20 protein-coding genes and 1 pseudogene are annotated in these 23,756 nt (G+C 67.7%); 14 read left to right on the top strand and 7 right to left on the bottom strand.

What is annotated here, in order from left to right:
• Complete coding sequence (locus MZC64_RS13990; RefSeq protein ID WP_247756744.1) at positions 1 to 591, top strand: imm11 family protein; 591 nt, start codon at positions 1 to 3, stop codon at positions 589 to 591.
• A gap of 469 nt (positions 592 to 1,060) precedes the next feature.
• On the opposite strand, the pseudogene MZC64_RS13985 reads toward MZC64_RS13990, so the two are convergent.
• The 6 genes and pseudogenes from MZC64_RS13985 to MZC64_RS13960 form a co-directional block, all read right to left on the bottom strand.
• Positions 1,061 to 1,222 (bottom strand): annotated as a pseudogene (locus MZC64_RS13985) (ISKra4 family transposase); the annotation flags it as partial.
• 31 nt (positions 1,223 to 1,253) lie between these two features.
• The gene (locus tag MZC64_RS13980) at positions 1,254 to 1,988 is read right to left on the bottom strand and encodes a DUF5677 domain-containing protein (protein WP_247756745.1); all 735 of its coding nucleotides are present in this window, start codon (positions 1,986 to 1,988) and stop codon (positions 1,254 to 1,256) included.
• Complete coding sequence (locus MZC64_RS13975) at positions 1,985 to 2,599, bottom strand: tyrosine-type recombinase/integrase (protein ID WP_247756746.1); 615 nt, start codon at positions 2,597 to 2,599, stop codon at positions 1,985 to 1,987. The genes MZC64_RS13980 and MZC64_RS13975 overlap by 4 nt, the downstream gene beginning before the upstream one ends.
• Complete coding sequence (locus MZC64_RS13970; RefSeq protein ID WP_247756747.1) at positions 2,596 to 2,955, bottom strand: hypothetical protein; 360 nt, start codon at positions 2,953 to 2,955, stop codon at positions 2,596 to 2,598. The genes MZC64_RS13975 and MZC64_RS13970 overlap by 4 nt, the downstream gene beginning before the upstream one ends.
• 71 nt (positions 2,956 to 3,026) lie before the next feature.
• Positions 3,027 to 3,389, bottom strand: a complete 363-nt coding sequence (locus tag MZC64_RS13965) for a hypothetical protein (RefSeq protein WP_247756748.1) — start codon at positions 3,387 to 3,389, stop codon at positions 3,027 to 3,029.
• A gap of 325 nt (positions 3,390 to 3,714) precedes the next feature.
• Positions 3,715 to 3,900, bottom strand: coding sequence for a hypothetical protein (locus tag MZC64_RS13960; protein WP_247756749.1), 186 nt, complete (start codon positions 3,898 to 3,900; stop codon positions 3,715 to 3,717).
• Positions 3,901 to 4,906: 1,006 nt separating this feature from the next.
• On the opposite strand from MZC64_RS13960, the gene MZC64_RS13955 reads away from it, so the two are divergent.
• From MZC64_RS13955 to MZC64_RS13905, 11 genes are all read left to right on the top strand, one after another.
• Positions 4,907 to 8,416 carry a serine/threonine-protein kinase gene (locus tag MZC64_RS13955; protein ID WP_247756750.1) on the top strand — a complete coding sequence of 1,170 codons (3,510 nt, stop codon included), beginning with the start codon at positions 4,907 to 4,909 and terminating at the stop codon, positions 8,414 to 8,416.
• A gap of 2 nt (positions 8,417 to 8,418) precedes the next feature.
• The gene (locus MZC64_RS13950; protein ID WP_247756751.1) at positions 8,419 to 9,921 is read left to right on the top strand and encodes a hypothetical protein; all 1,503 of its coding nucleotides are present in this window, start codon (positions 8,419 to 8,421) and stop codon (positions 9,919 to 9,921) included.
• Between the two features lie 793 nt (positions 9,922 to 10,714).
• Positions 10,715 to 10,924, top strand: a complete 210-nt coding sequence (locus MZC64_RS13945) for a hypothetical protein (RefSeq protein ID WP_247756752.1) — start codon at positions 10,715 to 10,717, stop codon at positions 10,922 to 10,924.
• Between the two features lie 156 nt (positions 10,925 to 11,080).
• Complete coding sequence (locus MZC64_RS13940) at positions 11,081 to 11,614, top strand: PIN domain-containing protein (protein WP_247756753.1); 534 nt, start codon at positions 11,081 to 11,083, stop codon at positions 11,612 to 11,614.
• Positions 11,615 to 12,093: 479 nt separating this feature from the next.
• Positions 12,094 to 14,811: a VWD domain-containing protein gene (locus MZC64_RS13935; protein WP_247756754.1), complete on the top strand. Its 2,718-nt coding sequence runs from the start codon at positions 12,094 to 12,096 to the stop codon at positions 14,809 to 14,811.
• Positions 14,812 to 14,901: 90 nt separating this feature from the next.
• A complete protein-coding gene (locus MZC64_RS13930; RefSeq protein WP_247756755.1) occupies positions 14,902 to 15,729 on the top strand; it encodes an LLM class flavin-dependent oxidoreductase in 828 nt (275 codons plus the stop codon).
• On the top strand, positions 15,726 to 16,142 hold the full coding sequence (locus tag MZC64_RS13925; RefSeq protein ID WP_374205719.1) for a nucleoside deaminase: 417 nt from the start codon (positions 15,726 to 15,728) through the stop codon (positions 16,140 to 16,142). The genes MZC64_RS13930 and MZC64_RS13925 overlap by 4 nt, the downstream gene beginning before the upstream one ends.
• Positions 16,060 to 16,743 carry an SDR family oxidoreductase gene (locus MZC64_RS13920; protein ID WP_282105360.1) on the top strand — a complete coding sequence of 228 codons (684 nt, stop codon included), beginning with the start codon at positions 16,060 to 16,062 and terminating at the stop codon, positions 16,741 to 16,743. The genes MZC64_RS13925 and MZC64_RS13920 overlap by 83 nt, the downstream gene beginning before the upstream one ends.
• 214 nt (positions 16,744 to 16,957) lie before the next feature.
• On the top strand, positions 16,958 to 17,413 hold the full coding sequence (locus tag MZC64_RS13915; protein WP_247757435.1) for a (2Fe-2S)-binding protein: 456 nt from the start codon (positions 16,958 to 16,960) through the stop codon (positions 17,411 to 17,413).
• Positions 17,413 to 18,390, top strand: coding sequence for a xanthine dehydrogenase family protein subunit M (locus MZC64_RS13910; protein WP_247756757.1), 978 nt, complete (start codon positions 17,413 to 17,415; stop codon positions 18,388 to 18,390). The genes MZC64_RS13915 and MZC64_RS13910 overlap by 1 nt, the downstream gene beginning before the upstream one ends.
• Entirely contained in the window at positions 18,387 to 20,570 is a 2,184-nt protein-coding gene (locus tag MZC64_RS13905) for a xanthine dehydrogenase family protein molybdopterin-binding subunit (protein ID WP_247756758.1), read from the top strand. Before MZC64_RS13910 ends, MZC64_RS13905 begins: the two co-directional genes overlap by 4 nt.
• A gap of 11 nt (positions 20,571 to 20,581) precedes the next feature.
• Here the strand turns inward: MZC64_RS13905 and MZC64_RS13900 are convergent, their stop codons facing one another.
• Complete coding sequence (locus MZC64_RS13900; RefSeq protein ID WP_247756759.1) at positions 20,582 to 21,487, bottom strand: LysR family transcriptional regulator; 906 nt, start codon at positions 21,485 to 21,487, stop codon at positions 20,582 to 20,584.
• A gap of 182 nt (positions 21,488 to 21,669) precedes the next feature.
• Here MZC64_RS13900 and MZC64_RS13895 point away from each other — a divergent pair, with 182 nt between their 5' ends.
• Positions 21,670 to 23,202, top strand: coding sequence for an AMP-binding protein (locus MZC64_RS13895; protein ID WP_247756760.1), 1,533 nt, complete (start codon positions 21,670 to 21,672; stop codon positions 23,200 to 23,202).
• The gene (locus MZC64_RS13890; protein ID WP_247756761.1) at positions 23,203 to 23,658 is read left to right on the top strand and encodes a nuclear transport factor 2 family protein; all 456 of its coding nucleotides are present in this window, start codon (positions 23,203 to 23,205) and stop codon (positions 23,656 to 23,658) included.
• The last annotated feature ends 98 nt before the right edge of the window (positions 23,659 to 23,756 follow it).

Here is a 23,756-nt window from a genome sequence, read left to right as displayed (position 1 = left end):
ATGAGGATCTTCGTCGCAGCGCCTCGCACCGACTTCGAATGGGCCATGCCCGTGCACGAGGACGACCACGAACGCCTGCGTCTCGAGGCCGTTCCGCTGGCGAACGCCTGGGAGCCCGTCGATATGGAGCCGGTGCGGGAGAAGGGTGACGGGCCGTCGGACTTTCCCTGGTACATGTCGCTGACACTGCTGCTGAAGGATCGGGCGATCGACGTGCTCGCGCCGTTGCTCGCCGAGTTCGGGGAACTGCTGCCCGCGCGGTTCCCCGACGCCCGGCTGGCTCTGCTCAACGTGCTGAACGTGGTTGACGCACTGGACGAGGAGGCCTCGGAGATCATCCGGTTCCAGAGTTCCGGGCGGATCATGCGAATCGAGACTCCGGTGTTCCGGCCGGAGCTCGTCCCGCCGCGTTCCGTGTTCAAGATTCCGCAGATGCCTGCCGGGGAGATCTTCTACACCGAAGAGATCGTGCGTGAGTTCGAGAAGTCCGGGTTCGCCGGGCTGTGGTTCAAAGCCCTGTGGGACACCGAACACGGGTCCTACGGGCGCCGGTTGGACGAGCAGATTCTCCAGGTCGACCGGTCCCTGTGAGTTGTCGGGCCAACGGTTGGGAGAGGGGCGCCCTGAGTTCCTCACGCAGCGTCGGCACGAGAGTGAAGCGGCCGGGGCGGTACTTCGCCGCGACCGTCCCCGCGCGGGTCCGGCGCGCATTGCCCGGCGGGGCCGCGCACAGCGGGCAGGCGAGCCGTTTGACGGCCGCGGCGGCCGTCCCCCCAGGGCAATGACGTTCTGGGCAGGCCCTCTGTCGGCTACTTCCCGCGTATGACCGAACAGGAGGCGTGGGAGGCGGGCAGGGGAGTGCGGAAGATGGCGGCGGAGAAGGCCGCGCGACAGCGCTTCGCGCTTATCGTCGGCGAGGGCCTGGTGCGCGCCGTTGCCGAGATCATCGGCACCAGCCCCACGAGACCGCCAGCGGGACGCGGGTGGCCTTGGAAGGCGACCTCCTGCCCGAAGACCACCCGGTGCATTAGGAGACTGGTGAACTCCGTGGGAACGGCGGTCAGGCCGCGAGTTCGGCCGGTTGATCCGGGGCGGTGAAGCCGGGGTACCAGCGGCCGAAGTCCGCGGCCAGGTCGTGGTTCAGCACCCGGGTGCGCCGCTGGGGCAGCAGGTGCGCGCCGCGCGGTGACCAGCGCATCTGCTGCTTCTTCACCATGCGCTTTAGCCGGACTAACACGCGCTGGTGCCGAGTGTCATTCCCTTGTGAGGGGCGTGATTCTGTGGCTGAAGTGGGCGTTGGCCTCATTGATGGTCGCGGCCAAGGGGCGGTCTGAGGTCAGGGAGTCCATGACCTGGGCGGTTTGGATCAGGCAGATGGCGATGAGCACCAGGTCGGGCTGCGCGGGCCGCTCGACATAGCTCCGCAACACCCTGGTGGTCTCAAGATCGAGGTAGGCCTCGGTGCCCTTCGCGCTGGGGTGGACGTGCGCGGAGAGCATGCGGTAGGCGATGTAGGAGTCCTTGGCCCCGTAGCGGGCGCAGAGCGCGGCGAAGCTCAGCATGGTCTGCGGGACCGGCTCCGCGCGCGAGATGTCGTCGGGGATGGTCCAGTTCTGTGCCTGCGCGTCGTCGAACAGTTTCCGCTGGTTGTCGTCAGCCTTGGCGCTGATGGCCGCCCTGGCCGCGTCCTCATCGTCGAGGACCCACTGCATGAACACGGCGTGCTCCAGGATCGACCGGACGTTCGGGGCTGCTTCGTGCCCGCGGCCGTTGTCGTGGGCCAGCAGGACGAGCTTGCTGTTGTTGTTGATCCAGGCCCACCAGCCGAACAGCTCGGTGAACATCTGCTCGCGGCTGGCCTGGACCGTCCATTGGCCCGCGTTGACCTGGGAGTCGAAGGCGGTGATCAACGTGTTGATCGCAGCACGGGCTTGCTCGGCACTGATCTCGGAGTTCGGCTCGCTGGCCGGGTTGTTGTTGGCCGTCATGCTTCCTCCGCCGTCGCGTGGCCAGGACCGAGCACCGGGATGCCGAGAAGAACGCGTCCTCCTCCGGTCCCGCGTTCCATCATGCGGTCCAGGCTGACAAGTTTGCTGCTGGCGGCGTTGAGGCTCGCCTTCAGACCTGCGACCTCACCCAGCCAGCCGTTGAGCTTGGCCTCCTCGATGCGGTCGCGGAGGTTGGCGACGATCTCGACCAGCCGCGGCCGGGCTCGTGTGTCGAGGCGGAGGCTCGGGCAGCGGATGCAGGCGTGCTTGTGCTTGCAGGGCGTGCCGTAGGGCCGGCCGCACTCACCCAGCTCCAGCTTGCGGAGCTGGAAGTGCGGTTGGAACTCCCGCCACTCCTCCTCGGTCGGTTCGCGGTATTCGGCTTCGGGCCGCTGGGAACGGCGGTTGTCGAGGAAGGCCCGGTAGGAGCGGACGAGCTGCTCGTCGAAGATCGCCATGTAGGCCTGGGTGGTGTTGATGTTCCGGTGGTCCAGCAGCCGGCCAACGATGTGGACGGGAAGCCCGCTGCCGACGGCGTCCGAGGCGAAGATCCTCCGGAAGTCGTGGGCGGTGTAGCGCAGCGGCTGGCCGGCGGCGTCGGTGAGATTCAACCGGGCCAATGCCTGCGTGATGCACTTCTGAATGGTGTTCTGGCTGGGGACTTCCCAGCGCCAGCCGCGACGGTGTTGGAGCAGGTGTGGCAGCGCTGGCCCGGTGGTGCATTCGTGTGGGTCGTAGCGGGTGGTGAGGGCACTGTTCCGCCGTTCTCGGTCCGCAGGCGGGTGATGACGGTGGCCAGGACACTCGCGAGTTCCGGGCCGACGAGAAGAAGCCGTTCCTCGTTGCTCTTCGAGGGAACGACCTGCAACATCGGCACGATCTCGCCGGTGTCCGGCAGCTTGTAGGACACCAACTCGAGGTGGGTGATCTCCAGCAACTCCTCGATCCGGACACCGGTGTGCCGCAAGACCTCGATGCTTGCCCAGGCCCAAAAAGCATCGTGTTCCCTCTTGCTGACGTCGATGATCTCGCCGGTGGTCAGGTCCTCGACCTGGACCGGTGGAACGCAGTGTCCAGGCCGCGGGGGCAGGTCTCGATGAAGCTGAACCGCTCCTCGTCGAGTTCGTCCTCCAGACGCTGGGCGAGCTGGTGGGCGCGGTGCCGGATCGCGGTGCCGTCCAGGTCGCGGCCGAGCGGGAAGGTCTCGGTGAGCAGGGTGGCGGCGGTGCCGTAGGAGGTCAGCGCGGCGTACTTGGCCTCCCAGAACAGCAGTTCGGGAGTGGTGCGCTCGGGCAGCAACCGGGCCAGCGAACTGACCGTGGCCGCCTCGGCGGCGGTGCACGGGCAGCTCTTGTACCGGGGGCTGGGCAGGTGCAGCGTGCCGAATAGGGTGCGCAGCACGATCGTGCGCGAGTCCTTGCGGGGGCGCGCCTTCGACTTCCACCGGGTCGCGCACTACCTGTCCAGCCGCGCCGTAGCGTCGGCACTGCAAGACCAGATGGCACACTGAGCCAACCAAGCGCGTGATAGTCGTGGCTGGTGGCCGAAGCTTCTGCTTATGAGCTAAAATGTCCGCATGAACCCGTGGACTCCTCGGGGACACTATGCGTGGGGGTTCAAGTCCCCCCTCGGACACGTACCATAACCCGCAATTGTGCGGGTCGAGATTCGTCTCGGCTCGCACAATTCGTTTGCCGGGCTGGCAGGTAAGCCGGAGTCCGAGTTGTCAGTACACCTCTGCTTCGTCCGCGCGGTTGGCCTTCTCCAGTACATCTCGAATGTCTCCCAGCGTCGTGATGAGCGTCTGGATCTCCTCCATGGTCATTCGCCGCTTCCCGCTGACCGTCTGTGACCGCGTCGCAGCCTCGGTGCGGCGGGCCTGGGTGTCGGCTATCCGCTGGGCTACCAGCACCGCGGGGCACCGGCTTCCAGCGCCGCGCGGTGACGGGCGAGCTTCTGGTCGTAATCCTCGATCACGCGGGTCGCGGCCAGTGCGGCAGGGTCGTGTCGAGGTCGGGCTGGGCGTTGTGGAGCGTGGTGGCCGTCTCGTCGAACCGGTGTGTTGCCAAGCAGCGGCTCAGCCACTGGTCGAGAGGGCTGAGCATTTCTCGTTCGGCGAGATAAATGTTGCGTGGGTGTTCGAGTTTGTTCGCCAGCCCGTGCTCGGCAGGGAATCTGCACCGGTAGTACAACGCTCGCTTGCTTTGCTGGCCTTGCATCCGCCGGCCGCACAGTCCCTAGTGCGGCAGGCCGCGTAGCCCGCTGCGTACCTCGACGTGTTGACCGCCGCGATAGCGCCCCCACGTGCTGTTGCACGACGGCTGAGCTCGAGTCGGCCTCCCTGCACGCCGAGTCTACTGACGGCCGTGCATCTGTAGGGACCCGGCGGCATCAGACGTGTCACGACATGCGCACAGACCGCAAGCGAGCCAAGATCAACCGGGTCTCCGCCGACCGCCCATTCTTCTCCAGCAGGTACACAACGCGCGGGATCACAGTCCCACGGATCCCGCGGGTGGCTGCCCTTGGTGCCGTGGAGTGGGGTCTGCGGTCGCGAAGCACGGCACTCGGCGGTGGGTAACGCGAAGAGGCTTGAGCACGACGTGATTTGCAGCTCCAGATCATCAGATGGGAGGCAGCGGATGAGGGACGTCTCGGTGGTAGACCGGTTGGGTGGGCTGATCGCGCCCATGAGGCCAGCGATCCACCACGTCACCCGTGGTTCGAGCAAGCGGGCTTCCGACGGCAGCCCCTTCGATTCTGAGCACCGACGCTCCCCGATCGCCACGTTTGCGAGATGAGCTGGACAAACCGTCGTTCCTGGGCAACGCACCTCTCGGAAACGCACACGACGACCCAAAAGATCAACCTAGGATGAGGCACGTGTCGGCGCCAAGGATGTTGAACGAGGAGCGAGGTTGAGCGAGATCATCGATGGGCGCTTCGCCATCGGCAAGTCTCCCGTAACCCAAGGTGGTCACGCCAAGCTGTTCAAGGGAACGGATCTCTCCAACGACCATATGCCGGTTGCGGTCAAGATGTTCACACCGGCTAGAGTGCAGGACGACCGCGTGCTCCGGGCCTCGTGGAACAACGAGCTCAGCGCGTACCAGGAGCTCGGCGACCATCCAAACCTCGCACGCCTCATCGATTGGGGCCGACGTGAGGACAGCTCGCCATACCTCGTGTTCGAGTGGCTCGAGGCCGACCTCTTCAATCAGCTCGGCGAGGTGAAGCTCGACGGCTGGGACGACTTCTGGCCGATTGCCCGTGATGTGCTGACCGGGCTGGAACTGTTGCACGCACAGGGCTATGTTCACCGCGACGTCAAGCCAGAGAACGTCCTCGTCAGCGGTGACGGCCGTTACAAGCTGGCCGACTTCGGAACCGCCCGAATCGTGGAGTCCGTTCGGCTCGGCCTCACTATGGCCGACCTCGGCACGATTCCTTACTCCCCGCCTGAGCGCGGGACCCGGACACCCACCCCCGCGTACGACGTCTTCTCATTCGGCGCAATGGCCGTCGTCTGCCTCTCCGGCGAGGTACCCACCAACACCGAGGCACTGCGGTCCTTCTTCGACCAGCTCGATCTCCCCCCGGACATCGCAGAGCTCATTAGCAGCTGCCTTGAGGCCGATCCTGAGCTTCGCCCGGAGAGCGCGGGCACGGCAAAGGCACAGTTCGCCGCCGTGCAGCAACAGCGCGAGGCCAGACGCCAAAAACGAACCGAAGTCTTCCTCGACATACCGAAACACATCGTCGACCAATACCGGAATCGGTACAATCTTGAAGGCGTAACCCTGGATCGCATCCTCGAAGACGTCGACAGCGTCAAAGGGTTCGCGTTCCGGCCGAAACAACAGTCGGACACGGAATTGCAGATCGCCGGGCAAACACTGATCCTGCACGCCAAGCACACTCCTCCGGGGGCCTCAACGATCCAGATCGGCCGCATCGGCAGGCCGCCGTCCCATGTCCTCGAACTCGCGCGCACGACTTGGTTCCGGCCGGCGGTGACGCTGCGGCTGTCCACCCCGACCGACCAGGTCAAGGCCGCCAGTGTGCTGTCGGACCTCTTCGAGACCGTGATCGCAGCGGACGTGGCACGGACGGAGGAAGAGGAACGGTCCCAGGAGAACGAGGTCTTCGCGACCTGGCGCTCGACCTTGAAGGCAAAGTTCAAGATCGAGAACCAAAGAGGCGTTCCGCTCGAGTACGCGAGCTACCGTCAAGACGGCAACCGGGTCGTATTCCGGGTTAACGGACGCGCCACACCAGAGCTGGAAGAAGCTCGTCTGGTGCGAAACAGGGACCGCCGCGTCCTCTGGGGTGAGATCGAGCGCGTCGAAGGCAACGAGATCACCCTGTACGTCACCCGCGGCGTGGCAAAGGACCTGCCGCAGTCAGGGCGACTGGAGTTCGACGCCGAGGCATCCAAGTCCAAGCTCCGCAGGGAGCAGGCAGCCTTGGACCGGATCATCGGCCGCACCTCCGTGCGCCGCGATCTCAGGTCGCTCCTACTCGAACCCGGGAAAAGCAGGACTCCCGAACCCACCACGATCGAGTCGTACGTCCAGGACGGGCTGGATGACGCGAAGAAGAGCGCAGTCGCGGCGGCCCTCACAGCGCCGGACTTCGCACTCGTCACCGGACCGCCCGGTACTGGCAAGACCACCTTCATCTCCGAGCTGGTCGCGCAGACGCTGGAGCAGAATCCTGGTGCACGGATCGTCCTCGCCTCACAGACACACATCGCGCTGGACAACGCCCTGGCTAGGCTCGGCGAGTTGCTCCCCACCACCCCGATGCTGAGACTCGGTGCGGCGGACAGGCTCGGAGCCGACGTCGAAGCTCTATCCGTCCCCGCCCAGCTGGAAACGTGGCGATCCCAGGTGATCACGCAGACCAGGGCATTCGTCAGGGAGTATGCGGCGCAGCTGGGGATAACGCTCGACGCGAAAGACATCAAGGGCATGGCCGCCGAGTTGCAACGTCGCCGCAGGCGAATCCATGAGCTCAGGTCGAAATTGTCATTGCGGCAGGCTGAACGCCGGCAGGTCACGACCAAGCTGGAGGAGCTCAACGCCCAATCCCAGGAGGTGCTCGACCTGGCCGCGGGCATCGAAGTGGTCGCCTCCACGGGCGGGTCCGACGATCTTGCCATAGCCGCGCGGAGGTTCGTCCAGGCAGGTGTCGAACTGGCTTCACGTTTGGAAACGGGCGGCAAGCTAGGCGATCAGCTGATCCAGCTGGAAGCGACCCTTGCTATCTGGCGCGAGGAGCTGCGTGACAGCCAGGAAGCAGAACGCAACAGTGCCACCCTGCTCTCCGCAGCTCTCAGTGTTCCCGACTCGACCTCAGCCGAGGAGTTGCTGCGCCAGGCAGGCGAGCGGGCCGATCCCGACGACCCTCGTCTCCGAGCCCTGCAGGAGATCGCGGACGAGTGGGAAGAGCGCGTTGGCAGGGGCAGAGAGTTCCTGTCAGTGCTCATCTCCAGGACGAATGTGGTCGCCGCGACCTGCGTCGGATTGACTGGGCTAAAAGGTATGGAAGACGTCCCCTTCGACCTCTGCATCATCGACGAGGCGTCCAAGGCCACCTCCACCGAATGCCTCGTGCCCCTGGCCAACAGCCGGCGCTGGGTGCTCGTGGGCGATGAGAAGCAGCTGCCGCCGTTCGTGGACAGGTCGTTAGAGGAAACGCGTTTGCTGGAGGAGTTCTCCCTGACAAGCAAGCAGGTCAGGGAGACGCTTTTCTCAGTGTTGGCCGAGCGGCTACCCGACACCTGCCGGTTCGCGCTTACGCACCAGCACCGCATGCATCCCGTCGTGGGCCAGCTGATCAGCGACTGCTTCTACGATCGCACGCTCACCTCGGAACCTCGCGACATTCGCGGTTCCGTGCAGCTGGCATTGACAGCCCCCGTGGTGTGGCTGGACACAAGCGGTCGTCGCGACAAAGCCGAGCGCAAATCCGGTACCAGCGCCCGCAACAAAGGCGAGGCCAGGGTTATCGCCAATATGCTCGACAAGCTCCAATGGGTGGCGGACCTGCAAAAGGACACGTTGTCCGTCGCGGTGTTGACAGGCTACGACGCTCAGCGTCAGGAAATCCTGGACACCTTGGCGCCAGGAGAACTTGAACGTCCCCGCCTGAACGTTCGGGTGGCGACCGTCGACTCCTACCAGGGGCAGGAGGCTGACGTTGCCATCTTCAGTGTGACCCGCTCCAACGGGGACAAGGAATTCGGGTTCCTGCGCAGCGAGGAACGCATCAACGTCGCCCTGTCGCGGGCGAGGGATGCCCTGATCGTGATCGGCGACGCCGACTTCATCGATTCCGCCCCGGACCCGTCCGGGAACCCACTTCTGCGGGTGCTCAACTACATCAGGTCGACTGACTCCTGCGTTCTCGAAAGGGTTGACTAGACGTGCCCGAAACCAAGGTCGAGGACGTGGTCCAGCGGCTGTCTCGAAGGCCCGGTTACCGCCTGATCACTTACCGGGAGGTCGCGATCCCTCACTGGGACGTGCCTCTTCAGTGCCGAGTGCTGGCCAGGAAACCTCTTCCGCCACTCGACGAGTTCTCGCTCCGCTCGATCGAGGCAGGCCTGCACACCAGCGATGAGGTGACGCGCTTCTTGGGTGTTCCCGCCAACGTGGTTGAGGCGACCCTGGGGAAACTCCTGTCACACGGCCACATCGCACCGACGCCGGTCGCGTCGGACACGTCCGTGCTCAAGTACTTCACCACTGAGAGCGGCAAGAAGTTACTTCGCGACATGTCCGAGATCTCCATCCAGGACAAGACAATCAACATTCCGTACGACGGTCTAACGAACCAGTACAAGATAGTTGACAACACGCTTCGCTGGCGTCCGCGCGACCTGCGTGACGAGAATGTGCTCGAAATTCCAGCTTTCCCCGCCGATCCACCAGAGGTGTATGCATCTGACACAGCCGCGATCGCCGGCGCGATCAAGGAGATCACAAACAAGATCGACATCGAGGTGATCACCGTAACCGGAGTGGACGGGAGGCGAAGCCGGTTCTTCGTGCGCGGCATCGCACTCGTGTTCCAGTCAGTCGACAGTCCCAACGAGTTCCAGGTGCGTTTCGCGATCGACGGCAGGCCCAGCGAGGAACATGATCTGGCGTTCGCCAGGGCGGAGGGAATGCGCAAGCTCGGCATCACCGACGCGTTGAAGCAGTCGGCGATGGCTGCTGAGAAAGTCCTGTCCCAGGACCTTCTCAGCCAGCGGCTCGACGAGACGCAGGTGTCCTCGCTCCGGCGGACCACTGAGTTGCTCAAGGCCCAACTCAACACGCTCGAGGAGAAGGGCGCGGTCGCCACCGAACCGGACTCTGACGCGGGTGAGATGCTGACCGATGAGGTGGCGGATCTAGCATCGAGGCTCGACGACGCGCAGGCCGCGCTTGAACGAGCACCCGTCCGGATCCTCGAGGTGCACGAGCACCCCTCGGTTCTAGAGGACGCGCTGGGCACCGCGAGAAACCGTCTCCTCATCATCTCTCCGTGGATCCGGGCAGCGGTGGTGGACGACGCGTTCGTCAGAAGCGTGCGCATCCTGCTGGAGTCGGGTGTGCAGGTCTCCATCGGGTACGGCATCGACGACGGAAAAGGTGCTTTCGACAGGGACAGGGCTGCGGAGGGCAAGTTGCAGCAGCTCTCCGAGAACTTCGAGAACTTTCACTTCGCGCGCCTCGGCGACACCCACGCCAAGGTGCTGGTCGTTGATGACCGGCACGCCGTAGTGACGAGCTTCAACTGGCTTTCGTTCCGCGGTCACCCCAACCGCCCGTTTCGGGACGAGCGTGGCACCCTGGTCACGGTCGGCCGCGAGATCGAACGCCTATACACCGACTACCTCGGCCGTATACGTGTGGCTACGGCGGTAGGAACGATCTCCTGATCCCGCTTCCGTGATCCCCGCCGCGTTGAAACGATGCAGTGGGGCGAGGGACACGAGCCAGCAGCGGACGAGCCGCGAATTCCGATTGTCCTACAGAACAGGTCAGGGACCGTTGAAAGTTCGGTGCAACTCCCGATCATTGACAGAATCTGAGACCTATGGATACAAGGGGCCGCTGGCTCATTCTAAGCGAGCTATGTCGATGTGGATCTCATTTCCCGGAAATTGAGCTGCAGGCATTCGGATCCATGCTTCGAGCTGAATATCCAAGAGACTTAGATATCTTGGATATTTGTAAAAATAGAGGTGATGTTGTTTTTTCGGGCCAGATGGGATTGTGTGAGGTGGCTGCGCCTCCCGTAGATCTAATTGCCATGACGCTGGATGAAGAGCGTCATTACCAGTTCATTCGGACAACTGGTGCTCAACTTCTGTCCGGTGACGGTTCTACCCGAGCCGCTGAGTAGCAGGACGCGTGACGGCGTCACGGTTGAGTCCGTTCGCGATCGCCCGGCCACCCCGTCCACTCAGCTACTTGGCACAGATCCAGCCGACCGCCTTAACACACGACTCAACGATCGATAGCGCCCTCAAGCAGTAGCCCAGGGCGGGCCTTGCTGGGATGCAGTTGACCGCCGCATATCCGGACGACGCGTGACCACCATGATGTCGTCCTTCATTGACCGCTTGGGTACCCTTGGTGAGCTTTCCTCCAAACACCGATGCCGAACTCAGTCTGCTGTCGTAAGCGCGCCTTGGTCAGCCGACGGCGACATGGTGGAACGATTGTCGGATGCTCGTCACCCCGTATTCCGGCACAGACATCTCCAACCTGCGCATGGTACTGGAGCGAGTGCGCATGGCCGCGCAGAACGTGGTCAGGGGAACCGATCCGAAGCAGTACCTCCGCGACTACCGCCGATGGGTAATTAACTCTTACCGCCTGCTGCGCAGCCCAATTGACGAGGGAGACATCTCGCGACTGGTGATGACAAAACGCTAAGACCGCCTGCTGGCCGAACCCGGGTCGATCTCCGAAGCCTCCTCCATCGCAGACCTCGCCGCCCTCGAACTCGACGAGCGAGTGGCCATACTCGAAGACGCCCGTACGGCTCTTGTCCGCGAACGAGCACGCTGGAAACGCCCGGGGGTGTTCGTCATGCCAGACGCCAATGTCTACCTCCACTACAAGAACAAGATCAGGGATATCGACTTCGCGGCCGAGGTCGACATGCCGGGCTCTCCGGTGCAAGTGATCGTGCCCCCTGTGGTCGTAGACGAACTTGACCAGCTCAGGCGCAACAGCAACCACCGCAGGCGAGCCGGATTAACCTTGTCGGTCCTCAGCCGCGAGCTCGCCGAACCCGATACCAGTGGGCGACTGCGCGAACCCGTCGGCTCTGGCAACTCGCCGCCCCCTGTCGGCCACCCCGATGACACCATCGAGTTGCTGCTCGACCCACCTGGACATGTGCGACACGACCGCGCTGACGCGGAGATCATCGCCAGAGCTCTCGTCGTCGAGATATGGCTGGGACGCAAGATCAAGCTGGTGACATTTGACATCGGAATGGCACTGCGAGCGCGAGCCGAAGGGCTCGCCGTAATCACGCTGTCCACGCCGCCTGACGAGGATCCGCCTCCAGGCAAGGCAAGTTCACCACGTTGTGGCGACAGGGAGTCGACGACCTGACCTCACAGGCCGCCCGTCGGTACCCGCCATCATGCCGCAAATTCTCACGGAGACCACAACCGTGGCACTGCGCGGGTTCACTCAGAGAGAACGTGGTGGCGAGCCGGGTGGATAGTGTGCAACTCGCCCCTCGGACACAATCTCGTGGCGTTCACGGTGCATCTGACGTTGTCGTGTGCAAGCACGCTTGAACACCCCGCCGCATCGTCTGGCGGCACCCATCCCACTGTCTGCGGTGGTGGTCTTGGCCGGCACCCTGATCGCACCGGGACGAGCCGGGCCAACGTTCTGGGTGTCGGTGACATGTCCCCGGCATGAACACGATCGCGCCTGCGCGGGTTCCGCGTCCACCCCGGCCTGCCCTGTGTTTGGTCGGCTCCCGTCGTGTGCCGAGCCGCAGCTCGGAATTCGTTGCCCCTGTGGGCAGTCACGAGGGCAACACCGTCCATTGTGGCCGGTGCGGTCCTAGGGTGCCCGCCATGGGGAGGACGACGCGCGCCACGATGCTGGTGCTGTTGCTGGGTGGACTGGGTTTGGCCGTGCCTGCTGTCGCGGTGGCGGCGGAGACGCCGGTGGAGGTGGCGATCCAGAGCCGGGCGGAGGGTGGCGGGCCGGGTGAGCTGACCATGACGGTGACCAACCGGGGTGCGCGGCCGTGCAAGCTGGCCGCCACGCCGGCGGGCACGGTGGAGGTGCTGTCGGTCACCAGGGATGGGCAGCCGGTCGAGCCCGAGTTCATCCAGACCGCTTACCACGCCGGGTTTGACGCGATGTTCGCCGCCGCGACCCGCGAGGTGGCGCCGGGGCAGAGCCTGTCCTTTCCGCTGGCCGAGGGTGGTGCGCTGGACACGGTGACCCCGGTTCCCGGCGGCGGCCTCGGCGCGCACTGGGCGCTGGAGCAGGCGGGCCGGTACGCGGTGACCGCCGCCTACCGGATGCCGCGGGACGTGGAGACCGGCGAGGGTTCGGTGTGCGCGGGGGCGGGTGCGCCGGTCACGGCCGCGCTCGCGGTGGGGCAGCCCAGTGCGAACGGCTTGTCCTGGTTGGTGATCGGCGGGATCGGGGCCGGTGTGCTGGTACTGGTGCTGTTGCTCGCGTTGCTGTTGCGGCGGCGCCGGCGTACCGGGGTCGCGGTGCTGGTGTTGCTGGCCGCGGTGGCCGGGCAGCTCGCGCCGACCCGGACGGCACAGGCGAGCTTCAAGGTTGTCGCGGGTGATGACGGGTTCGGGGCCGCGGTGGCCGGCTGCCTGTCGCTGTTCCGGGGCAACGATCCCAAGGGGCCGCCGCGTGGGCCGCTGGACCCGGCGAAGATCATGCCGTTCCTGGACGGCAGCTACAAGGTGTGGATCAAACCGGCCAAGGGCCAGACCAACGTAGAGACCCGCGGCACCGCGGACTGGTCATCCATCTACTGGGATCCCAGCGACAACAGTCCGATCATCGGCGATCCCGCCGTCTCCTACCATCCCTGCGCGGCGCTGTACCACGAGCTGACGCACGCTTTCGACGCCGGCAACAACCAGCTGCCCGAAGGGGAATGCGCCGCGGCCAAGCCCACCAAGGCAGGAAAACGGGTGCCCACCAAGGATGTCCGGGCGGTCCGGGCGGAGAACGAGTTCCGGGCCAGCCAGGGTTTGCCGCCGCGCAACAACTACGGTGGCGCGCAACTCCCGCCCGGCAAGGAGCTGGACGCGGCGAAGATCAAGGGCGAATGCGGCGAGGACAAGACCAAGACACCGGCCAAGGGCGGGCCGCAGCGGAGCAAGCTGGTACCGGGCGGCAGTGTCGGCGATCCGCACCTGACCACGTTCGACCGCAGGGAGTACGACTTCCAGGCGGTCGGCGAGTTCGTGCTCGCCAAGTCACCGCAGTGGGAGGTGCAGGTCCGGCAGAGCCCGCTGGCGGGCAGCCGCACCGTCTCGGTCAACCAGCAGGTCGCGTTGCGCGCCGGTGCAGACCGGGTGGTCTTCGACCTCGCCGCCGACTCGGGTGTGCAGCGGATCCTGGTCAACGGCAAGCAGCTCAGCCCCGCCGACGAGCGGCTGCCCGGCGGTGGGCGGATCGTGGCCACCGACTCGGGGCACACCGTGAGCTTCCCGGACGGCAGCGAGGCCGACATCGATCCGATCGGCCGCTGGGGCCTGCACGTGCTGCTGTTCCCGCGTCCGGAACTGGCCGGGAAGCTCACCGGCCTGCTCGGTGACCTCAACGGCGATCCGGCCAACGATCTGTCCACTAAGGATGGTCGACCGCTGCCGGAGAAACCTTCCAGGGAACAGCTTTACGGCGAGTTCGCCGACCGTTGGCGGGTCGGCACCGAGTCGCTGCTGGACTACCCGGCCGGGCGCGGCACCGCCGACTACACCGACCGGTCCTTCCCGGACAAGGAGGTCGTGGTCGCCGATCTGCCCGCGCCGCGCCGGGAGGCCGCAGCCCGTCGCTGCGCCGCACTGGGCCTGTCCGGCCCGGCCCTGGACGGCTGCACGCTGGACCTGGCGCTCACCGGCCAGCCCGCCTTCGCCCGCAGCGCCGCCACGATGGCCGACACCCTCGCCCGCGGCCCGGAACCCAAGCCGGTCAAGGGCGAGCAGGGGGTGCTGCGCGACGGTTCGACCGTGTCCGGCCGGGTGAGCAAACCCGGCATGGTGCACACCTATCGCCTGGAACTGGGCGAGGCCACCGTGTTCCGGCTGCACGAGGTCCGCGGCGAACTCCTGGACCGCGGCAAACTGTCGATCAAGCTTGACGGCGTCTACGACCCGGACTCTCCCGGCTTCACCATCACCAGCGTGTACCAGTACCGGATCATCAAGGGCGGCAAGTACACCTTGACGGTGACCAGTGACGACGGCGCGACCGGGACCTTCGCCTTCCGGCTCGACACCGCCAAGGAGCGGCGCATCCCGGTCCGCCTCGGCGAGACGGTGCGGGGCAGGCTGGACGTGCCGGGCCGGGTTGACCTGTATTCCTTCCAGGCCACCGAGGAAGTGCAGCTGGTGCCCGCCGACGGCACCGGCTGCGAGATCACCATGGCCCTGGTTGAGGACAGCCCGGCGCCGTCGGCGCACACACCGCACGGGGTCTGTTACGGCGTCGGGATGGGCCGGTTGGAGCCGGGGCGGCGGTACCTGCTGGCGGTGTGGTCGGCGGAGGGGCGGACCGGGGCGTACTCGTTCAAGCTGACCGGCGAAGGCTGAGCGGTCAGCTCCAGGGCCGCGATCATCGCGCGGATTCACGCACCGTGGAATCCGTGGCGTGCGCGGGTTCGCTGGCCTAGCCTTGATCGCGTGTTGATCGGCGTGAACGTCCCGAACTTCGGTCCCGGCACCAGCCCGGCCGTGCTGCGCGACTGGGCGCGGACAGCGGAGGGCCTGGGCTTCGACCTGCTCATGGTGTCCGACCACGTGGTGGTGACGCCCGATGTGGCGCAGCAGTACCCGGCGCCGTTCTACGAGCCGTTCACCACGCTGTCCTGGCTGGCCGGGGTCACCGAACGGATCAGGCTGGGCACCACCGTGCTGATCGCGCCGTACCGGCATCCGCTGCTGGTCGCGCGGATGGCGGCGAACCTGAGTGAGCTGAGCGGCGACCGGCTCGTGCTCGGGGTGGGAATCGGCTGGGCGCGCCAGGAGTTCGAGGTGCTCGGGGTTCCGTTCCAGCGCCGCGGAAAGCTGACCGACGAGCTGATCACGACCGTGCGCGAGGCGTGGCTGGACGCGGGTTACCGCGCGGGCCGCATCCCGATCTGGGTGGGCGGGCACAGCGACGGTGCGCTGCGGCGCGCGGTCCGGCTCGGCGACGCCTGGCACCCCCTGCGGCAGAGCGCCGGGCAGTGGCGGGAGTCCTTGGCGCGGCTGGCAACGGTCGCCGCCGACGAGGACCGCCCGCTGCCCGAGTTGACGCCGCGCATCCTGCTCCGGCTGACCGAGGAGCCACTCGCGGACCGGCGGCTGGGCGAGGGCACCCTCGATCAGGTCGTCGGCGACCTGGAACTGCTGCGCGCGGACGGCGCGCGGGCCGTGGTGCTGGACCCGTTCCTCGGCGACCCGGAGGAGACGCGGCACCCGGAGGCTGCCTGGCACGCACTGGCCGCGGTACGAAAGGAATTCCGGTGAACGAAGAACACTTGCGGCGGGCCATCACACTGGCGGCCGAGGCTCGGGCAGGCGGAAACCCGCCGTTCGGATCACTGCTGGTCGGGCCGGAGGGATCAGTGCTCGCCGAGGAACGCAACTCCAGCCTCACCGACGACGACATCACCGCCCATCCCGAGCTGAAGCTGGCCCGCTGGGCTGCCCAGTCGCTGGACGCGGCCACGGCCGCCGGCACCACGATGTACACCAGTTGCCAGCCGTGCGGGATGTGCGCGGGGGCGTTGGCGCGGTCGGGGATCGGGCAGGTGGTGTTCGCGCTGTCGGGCGAGCAGCTCAACGGGTTGAAGACCACTGGCGGCTTCTCCGAGGTGCCGACCGACGGGCCGCATCTGTACGACGAGGCGAAGGTCCCGGTCGAGGGGTACTACGCCTAGCAGCCGCGCCGCCGCCGTCGGGCACGCGTGGCCGGAGCGGGCAACGTTAGACGAGGCCGTCGAGCACATCGGCGCGGGGGTCACCGCGGTGGCCGGTGACATCACCGATCCCGCCGACCTGGACCGGCTCTACGACACGGTCCGCGCGCACGGCCGGGGCCTGGACGTGGTGTTCGCCAACGCGGCCACCGCCTCGTTCGCGACGGTGGATCAGATCACCGAGCAGGACTACGACCGGATCTTCGACGTCAATGTCAAGGGCACGCTGCGCACCGTGCAGAAGGCGTTGCCGCTACTGAACGACGGCGCCTCGGTGATCTTGAACGCCGCCACCGCAGCCGAGAACGGCACCCCGGCCTTCAGTGTGTTCGCGGCGTCCAAGGCCGCCGTCCGGTCCTTCGCCCGGACCTGGGCCAATGAACTCAAGGACCGGGGCATCCGGGTCAACGCGATCTCGCCGGGCCCGATCGACACCTCCGGGATCACCGAACTCGTCGACCCGGGGAACGCGGCCGCCGCCGTGGCGTTCCTCGCCACCGCGGACAGCAGCTACATGATCGGCGCCAACCTGTACGTCGACGGCGGGGAGAACCAGATCTGACGCCGTGTCATGCGCCGGACGCATCCCGGTGATCCGCGATTCGCGTTGGTGGCCGGCTGATCCGCGGTGAACGCTGACGCGCATGACGCAGTACGAGGGCATCACCAGACGCGGCCTGCTCGGCGGCCTGGTCGGCACCGCGGCCGCGGCCGCCACCGTCCCGCTGGGCAGCGGGGACGCCGGGGCACAGAGCGCGCCGACTGGGGAGGTCACCGTGCGCCTGACGGTCAACGGGGCGGCCACCTCGCTGACCGTGGACCCGCGGGTGACCCTGCTGGACGCGGTGCGGGAGCGGCTGCGGTTGCCTGGCACCAAAAAGGGCTGCGACCGCGGGCAATGCGGCGCGTGCACCGTGCACGTCGACGGGCGGCGGGTGCTGTCCTGCCTGACCCTGCTGGCCACAGTGGACGGTGCGGCGGTGACCACAATCGAAGGGCTGGCCGACGGCGATCGGCTGCATCCGTTGCAGCGGGCGTTCATCGAGCAGGACGGCCTCCAGTGCGGGTTCTGCACCCCGGGGCAGATCATGTCCGCGGCCGCGATCATCGGCGACGGGCGCGCGGGCACGGACGCGGAGATCCGCGAGCAGATGTCCGGCAACATCTGCCGGTGCAGTGCCTACCCGGGCATCCTGGCCGCGATCCGCCAGGCCCGGACGGAGCTGAGCTGATGCGCCCCTACGTGTTCGAGCGTCCCGGCACCGTCGAGGACGCGGTGCGCCGGTCCGGCGACGGCACCGCGTTCCTCGCGGGCGGGACAACGCTGGTGGACCTGATGAAACTCGAAGTGATGACGCCCGGTCGCGTGCTCGACCTCAATCGCCTGCCACTACACGGGATCGAGGCGGCGGGTGACGGACTACGGATCGGTGCGCTGGAAAGGATGAGCGAGGTGGCGGCGGATCCCCGCGTCCGCCGCGGCTACCCGATGCTGAGCCAGGCACTGGAGTCGAGCGCGTCCGGCCAGCTCCGCAACATGGCCAGCATCGGCGGGAACCTGTTGCAGCGCACCAGGTGCGGCTACTTCCGCGAGGTGAGCACGCCGTGCAACAAGCGGCAGCCGGGCAGCGGATGCCTGGCGATCAACGGGGAGAACCGGATGCACGCCGTGCTGGGCACCAGCGACTCCTGCGTGGCCACCCACCCCAGCGACCTGGCCGTGGCGCTGGTCGCGCTGGATGCCAAGGTGCGGCTGCGCGGCCGGGACGGCGGGCGCACCGTCGAGCTGCGAGACTTCTACCCGCTGCCAGGCGACACCCCCCACCGCGAACATGACCTGCGGCCGGGCGAACTCCTCACCGAGGTCCTGGTGCCGCGGCTGGACTGGGCCCGGCACTCGCTCTATCTGAAGGTCCGCGACCGGCAGTCCTACGAGTTCGCGCTCTCCTCCGCGGCGGTGGCGGTTCGCACGGCAGGCAACACCATCGTCGAATCGCGGGTGGCGGTGGGCGGCATGGGCACCCGGCCCTGGCGATTGCCCGCGGTGGAACGGGCGCTGGCCGGTCGACCGGCGACCGAGGCCAGCTACACGGCAGCGGCCGCCACCGCCGTGGACGGGGCACGGCCGTTGCGGCACAACGCTTTCAAGCCGGCGCTGATGAAACGCACCATCGTGCGCGCCCTGCTGGAACTGGAGCGGACCCGATGACCACCTCTCCGCTGGGACGCGAGATCGATCGCGTCGACGGACCGCCGAAGGTCACCGGCAGCGCGCCCTACGCCGCCGACTACCGTCCCGACGGCCTGGTGCACGGCTACCTCGTGCAGGCCACCGTCGGCCGCGGCACCGTGCGCGCCATGGAGGTCGCCCGCGCCGAGGCCGCACCCGGGGTGCTCGCCGTCTTCACGCCCTTCCGCCCGCTCCCGCTCAACCCGCCGAACGGGGGCGGCGGTGAGAACTACAGTGCGTTGCAGGACACCGCGGTGCGCTTCCGCGGTCAGATCATCGGCCTGGTCGTGGCCGACACCTTCGAACACGCCAGGGACGCGGCCGCGCTGGTCTCCGCCGACTACGCGGTCACTCCGTCGCGGACCTCCCTGGCCGGGGCGAGCCCGGGTGTGTCCCAGGGTGTCGTGCAGAAGCTCGCGCCGGGAGTGCCCTCCATCGAGGCCGCGCTGGCCGCCAGCCCGGTCACCGTCACCACCTCGGTCAGCCAGCCCGCCCACCACCACATCGCGATGGAACCGCACGCCACCACGGCGGTGTGGGTGGACGACCAGCTCACCGTCTACTGCGGGGCGCAGGCGCCGCAACGGGCCGCCGCCACGATCGCCGATCGCCTCGGGGTGGAGCGGGCCAAGGTCCGGCTGATCTGCCGGCACACCGGCGGCGGTTTCGGCCAGCGCTCACCGGTGTGGAACGAGGCGCTGCTGTGCGCCGCCGCCGCCCGCGCGCTGCGGCGGCCGGTGAAACTGGTGCTGAGCCGCGAACAGGTGTTCACCGCCATCGGCCACCGCGGCGCCGTCCGGCAGACGATCCGGCTCGGCGCGGAGGCCGACGGCAGGCTGCGCGCGCTCAGCCACGACAGCGACGGTGAACTGCCCGCGGCGGGCGGCTGGCAGATGATGCCCGGCCGGGACACCTCGGCGGTGACCTACCGCACGCCGAACATCCGCATCGACCAGCGGCTGGTCACCCTGGACACCCCGCCGACCTGGTCGATGCGGGCGCCCGCCGAGTCACCCGGCATGTTCGCGCTGGAGACCGCGATGGACGAACTCGCCGTGCGCACCGGCGTCGATCCGGTGGAACTGCGGCTGCGCAACTACGCGACGGAAGACCCGGTGGAGGGCCGCCGCTTCTCCAGCAAGCACCTCGACGAGTGCTACCGGGCCGGGGCCGAGCGATTCGGCTGGAAGCGCCGCCAGGCGCGTCCCCGGTCCCGGACCGAAGGCGACTGGCTGATCGGGATGGGCATGGCCAGCGCGATCTACCCGGCCTGGCGCCAGTTCGCCACGGCGCGGGCCCGGTTCCGCGACGACGGTTTCGTCGCCGTCGCCTCGGCCACCTCCGACATCGGCACCGGCGCCCTCACCATGCTGGCGGCGGTCGGGGCGGACGAGCTGGGCCTGCCGGTCAGCGCCATCGCGGCCGAGGCAGGCGATTCCGCCCTCCCACCCGGCGGCGTCGGCGCGTACGGATCCAGCGTCACCACCAGCACGGTGCCCGCGGTGCAGGCCGCCTGCCGGGCCGCCGTCACCGCGCTCATCCAGGCGGCCGTGGCCAACCCGCGGTCCCCGTTCGCCGGCCTCGATCCCGCGACCGTGCGCTATCGACGGGGCCGGATCGAGGCGTCGGGGAGAGCGGTTGATTTCGGCACCCTGTTGCGCACCATGGGTGTGCCCTCGGTGGAGGCGGTCAGCACCTCGGCGCCGGCGGCCGGCGCGGACCAGTACCGGTTCCACTGCTTCGGCGCGCACTTCTGCGAGGTGCGGGTGAACCGGCTGACCGGTGAACCGCGGGTCAACCGGTTCACCTCGGTGTTCGACGTGGGCCGGGTGGTCAACGCCAAGGCGGCCCGCGGCCAGCTGGTGGGCTCGATCATCTGGGGCATCGGGCACGCCCTGCTGGAGGCCGACCCGATCGAACCGGACGGCCGGTTCGCCGCGGCGAGTCTGGCCGACTACCTGGTCCCGGTGCACGCCGACACCCCGGAGATCGACGTGCACTGGCTGGACCGCCCGGACCCGCACATCAGCGAGTTCGGCGCCAAGGGGCTGGGCGAGATCGGCCTGGTCTCGGCCGCCGCGGCGATCGGCAACGCCGTGTACAACGCGACCGGGATCCGCGTGCACGACCTGCCGATCACCCTCGACAAGCTGCTGTGAGACAGCAGTGGTCAGCCGGTCAGGTCCCGCGCCGCCGCCCGGATCATCTCGCGCAACCAGGAGTGCATCGGATCGGATTCCAGGCGGGCGTGCCAGATCATCCCGTACGGGAACGCGTCGAACCCCTCCGGCGCCTCGACCAGCCGCACCCGCGGATCAGTGGCCGCCTGCGGTTCGGCGAGCCGCCGCGGAATCGTGGCCACCAACGTTGTGCCGGGCAGGGCGCCGAACGCCGCGCTGAAGTGCGTCAGCCGCACCGCGGCCGTCCGGTGGTGGCCGACTGCCTGCAACCACCGTTCGATCATGGGTTGCTCGCGTTCGATCAGGGCGACGACCACGTGCCGGGCCGCGACGTAGTCGGCCAGCTCGAAGCGGTCCCGCACCGGGTGATCGCGGTCCACCGCGCACACCACATCGTCGGTGAACAGCCGTTCCCAGCGCAGCGGGGTGGCCGGGCGGAGCACGGACAACGCGAGGTCGGCCCGCCCGCGTTCGAGGTCGGCGTAGGAGTCCTGGTCCCGCGGTTCGATCCGGATCTCCAGCTCGGGCGCGGCCAGGTGCAGCCGGGGCAGCAGGTGCGGTCCCAGTGTCGCGGTGGAGTAGTCGGTGCCGATGATGCGCACGATCCCGGTCGCCGTGGCCGGATCGAAGACCCGGCCGGCCACCAGACTCTCCAGCCGGGGCAGCAGCAGGGCCAGTTCGCGCTGCATGTCCCGCGCCCGCGGGGTCAGCTCGTAGTCGCCGCCGGACCGGACCAGCAGCTCGTCCCCGAACAGCGTGCGCAGCCGCTGCAGCGTCCGGCTCATCGAGGACTGGCTCAGGTGAAACCGCACCGCGGCCCGGGTCACGTTGCGTTCCTCCAGCAGGATCGAGAGCGCACGCAGTTCGTGCAACAACCCGAGATCACTATGCGGCATGCGCATAGTATGCACCCGCATAACGCGTTGGCGGCGCCGGACACGGCTCGGCAGACTTACTGACGTGTTTCGGACCTCGGTCGCGGTGCCGAAATGCCCGTGAAATACCAGGCTGTTCTCAAAAGGCGTGCGGAATACCCGACCGGCCTGGGCGGCAAAGCTGTGCGAAAGGTTGATGTGCTGTGCCTGATGATACTGCTGCTGATGACGCTGAGCTGGATATCGCCACCGCGCTTTACTTCAGCGCGGCTGAGCCCTACGTGCGAATCCTGGGCCGGCTCGCCGCCGATGCGCCACACCAGCTCGCCATCAGTTGTGCCGGCGAGACGATCACGCGGGCCGAACTGGCGGCCCGGTCGAACCGGCTCGCGCGGGCGTTCGCCACACTCGGCGCCGGGTACGGCGACTTCGTCACCATCGGCCTGCCCAACTCGATCGACTTCTTCGTGACCGTGCTCGCCTGCTGGAAACTCGGCGCGGTGCCCCAGCCGATCTCCGCACGGCTGCCCGCCGCCGAGCGCGCGGCGATCGTCGACCTCGCCGACTCCGCGCTTGTCATCGGCGCCGACCCGGCCGAGCACCCCGGCCGGACCTGCGTCGCCGCGGACTTCCAGCCCGATCCGGCCCTGGCCGACGGGCCGCTGCCGGAGGTGGTGTCGCCGTCCTGGAAGGCGCAGACCTCCGGCGGCAGCACCGGCCGGCCCAAACTGATCGTGGCCGGCGCCGCCGCTGAGGGCACCCCGGAGCTGGCCGCAGCCGTGGCCCGGATGCGGCCGACAGACAGCCAGTTGGTCGCGGGCCCGCTGCACCACAACTCCCCGTTCACCGCCGCGTTCACCGGGCTGCTCGTGGGTCAGCACCTGGTGCTGCTGCCCAGGTTCGACGCCGGGCGCGCGCTCGCGGCGATCGCCGGGCACCGGGTCGGCTGGGTGCAACTCGTGCCCACGATGATGCTGCGGATGCTGCGGCTGATCGAGGAAAGCCCTGGTACGTATGACGTGTCCTCGCTGCACGCGCTGTGGCACGGGGCCTCGGCCTGTCCGCCGTGGCTCAAGGAAGCCTGGATCACCCTGCTCGGTGCCGACAAGGTCTTCGAGATGTACGGCGGCACCGAGTCGCAGGCCGCCACGCTCATCACCGGCGAGGAGTGGCTCACCCATCGAGGCTCGGTCGGCAGGGCCGCGCTCGGCGAGATCGTGGTGCTCGACGCGGAAGGCGAACGCGCACCGACCGGCGAGGTCGGCGAGATCTACCTGCGCGGACCAGCTGGGGCCCCGCCCAGCTACCGCTACATCGGCGCGGAGGCCAAGAAGCGGGACGACTGGGAGTCGCTCGGCGACCTCGGCTGGCTGGACGCCGAGGGCTATCTCTACCTCAGCGGCCGACGCACCGACCTGATCATCGCCGGCGGCGCGAACATCTACCCCGCCGAGGTGGAAGCCGCCATCGACGCCCACCCACTCGTGCTGTCCAGCGTGGTGGTCGGACTGCCCGATGACGACCTCGGCGAGCGGGTGCACGCATTGGTGCAGGCCAAGCCCGGACTGACCGTCGACGACCTGATCGAGCACCTCGGCGCGCGCCTGGTGCGGTACAAGGTCCCGCGCTCGGTGGAGTTCATCGACGAGCCGCTGCGCGATGACGCGGGCAAGGTCCGGCACGGCGCGATGAGAGAAGCCGCCATTGCGCGGATGACGAATGTACTAGGAGGTTAGGTGCTCGGCATTCAGGAAATTTCCGACCGGTTGGAGATCCAGGAACTGATCGTGGCGTACGCGACCGCGATCGACAGCCGGGATTACGACGCGCTGGACGAGGTGTTCGTGGACGGCGCCCCCATCGACTACCGGGCCTTCGGTGGTATCTCGGGTACCTTCCCCGAAATCAAGGAATGGCTCGGCCAGAGCATGGCGCAGTTCCCCGCGTTCCAGCACCTGATGGTCAACCCGCAAATCCGCGTGGACGGCGACCGGGCGACCGGGCGGGTGATGTGCCTGAACTCGATGGCGTTGCCGGTCGGGGCCGAGGGCGGCGAGCCGCGGATCGCGCTGCTGGGCATGTGGTACACCGACGAGTACGTCCGCACCCCGCGCGGCTGGCGGATTTCCCGCCGCGGCCAGCAGCGCAGCTGGGTACAGGGACTCGACCTCACCGCCGCACCCGCGAGCTGACCCGGCCGTTCCCGGCCTGGCCCGCGGCAGACCGGGCTGACGCCGACGGCCTACCGCCGCAGGTTCGCCGTCTGAGCCGCTGTCAACGGGTTCATGCA

Origin of the sequence: Crossiella sp. S99.2 (genome assembly GCF_023094165.1) — a bacterium.
Classification (GTDB): domain Bacteria; phylum Actinomycetota; class Actinomycetes; order Mycobacteriales; family Pseudonocardiaceae; genus Crossiella.
Note: the sequence above shows the minus strand (reverse complement) of the source record. Positions and strands in the feature narration are given on the sequence as shown.

Excerpts from the sequence above, each read along its gene's own strand:
- MZC64_RS13905 (WP_247756758.1), top strand. The coding sequence starts at position 18,387 with ATGACCACCTCTCCGCTGGGACGCGAGATCGATCGCGTCGACGGACCG.
- MZC64_RS13900 (WP_247756759.1), bottom strand. The coding sequence starts at position 21,487 with ATGCCGCATAGTGATCTCGGGTTGTTGCACGAACTGCGTGCGCTCTCG.
- MZC64_RS13910 (WP_247756757.1), top strand. The coding sequence starts at position 17,413 with ATGCGCCCCTACGTGTTCGAGCGTCCCGGCACCGTCGAGGACGCGGTG.
- MZC64_RS13940 (WP_247756753.1), top strand. The coding sequence starts at position 11,081 with ATGCCAGACGCCAATGTCTACCTCCACTACAAGAACAAGATCAGGGAT.
- MZC64_RS13980 (WP_247756745.1), bottom strand. The coding sequence starts at position 1,988 with ATGACGGCCAACAACAACCCGGCCAGCGAGCCGAACTCCGAGATCAGT.
- MZC64_RS13990 (WP_247756744.1), top strand. The coding sequence starts at position 1 with ATGAGGATCTTCGTCGCAGCGCCTCGCACCGACTTCGAATGGGCCATG.
- MZC64_RS13945 (WP_247756752.1), top strand. The coding sequence starts at position 10,715 with ATGCTCGTCACCCCGTATTCCGGCACAGACATCTCCAACCTGCGCATG.
- MZC64_RS13935 (WP_247756754.1), top strand. The coding sequence starts at position 12,094 with ATGGGGAGGACGACGCGCGCCACGATGCTGGTGCTGTTGCTGGGTGGA.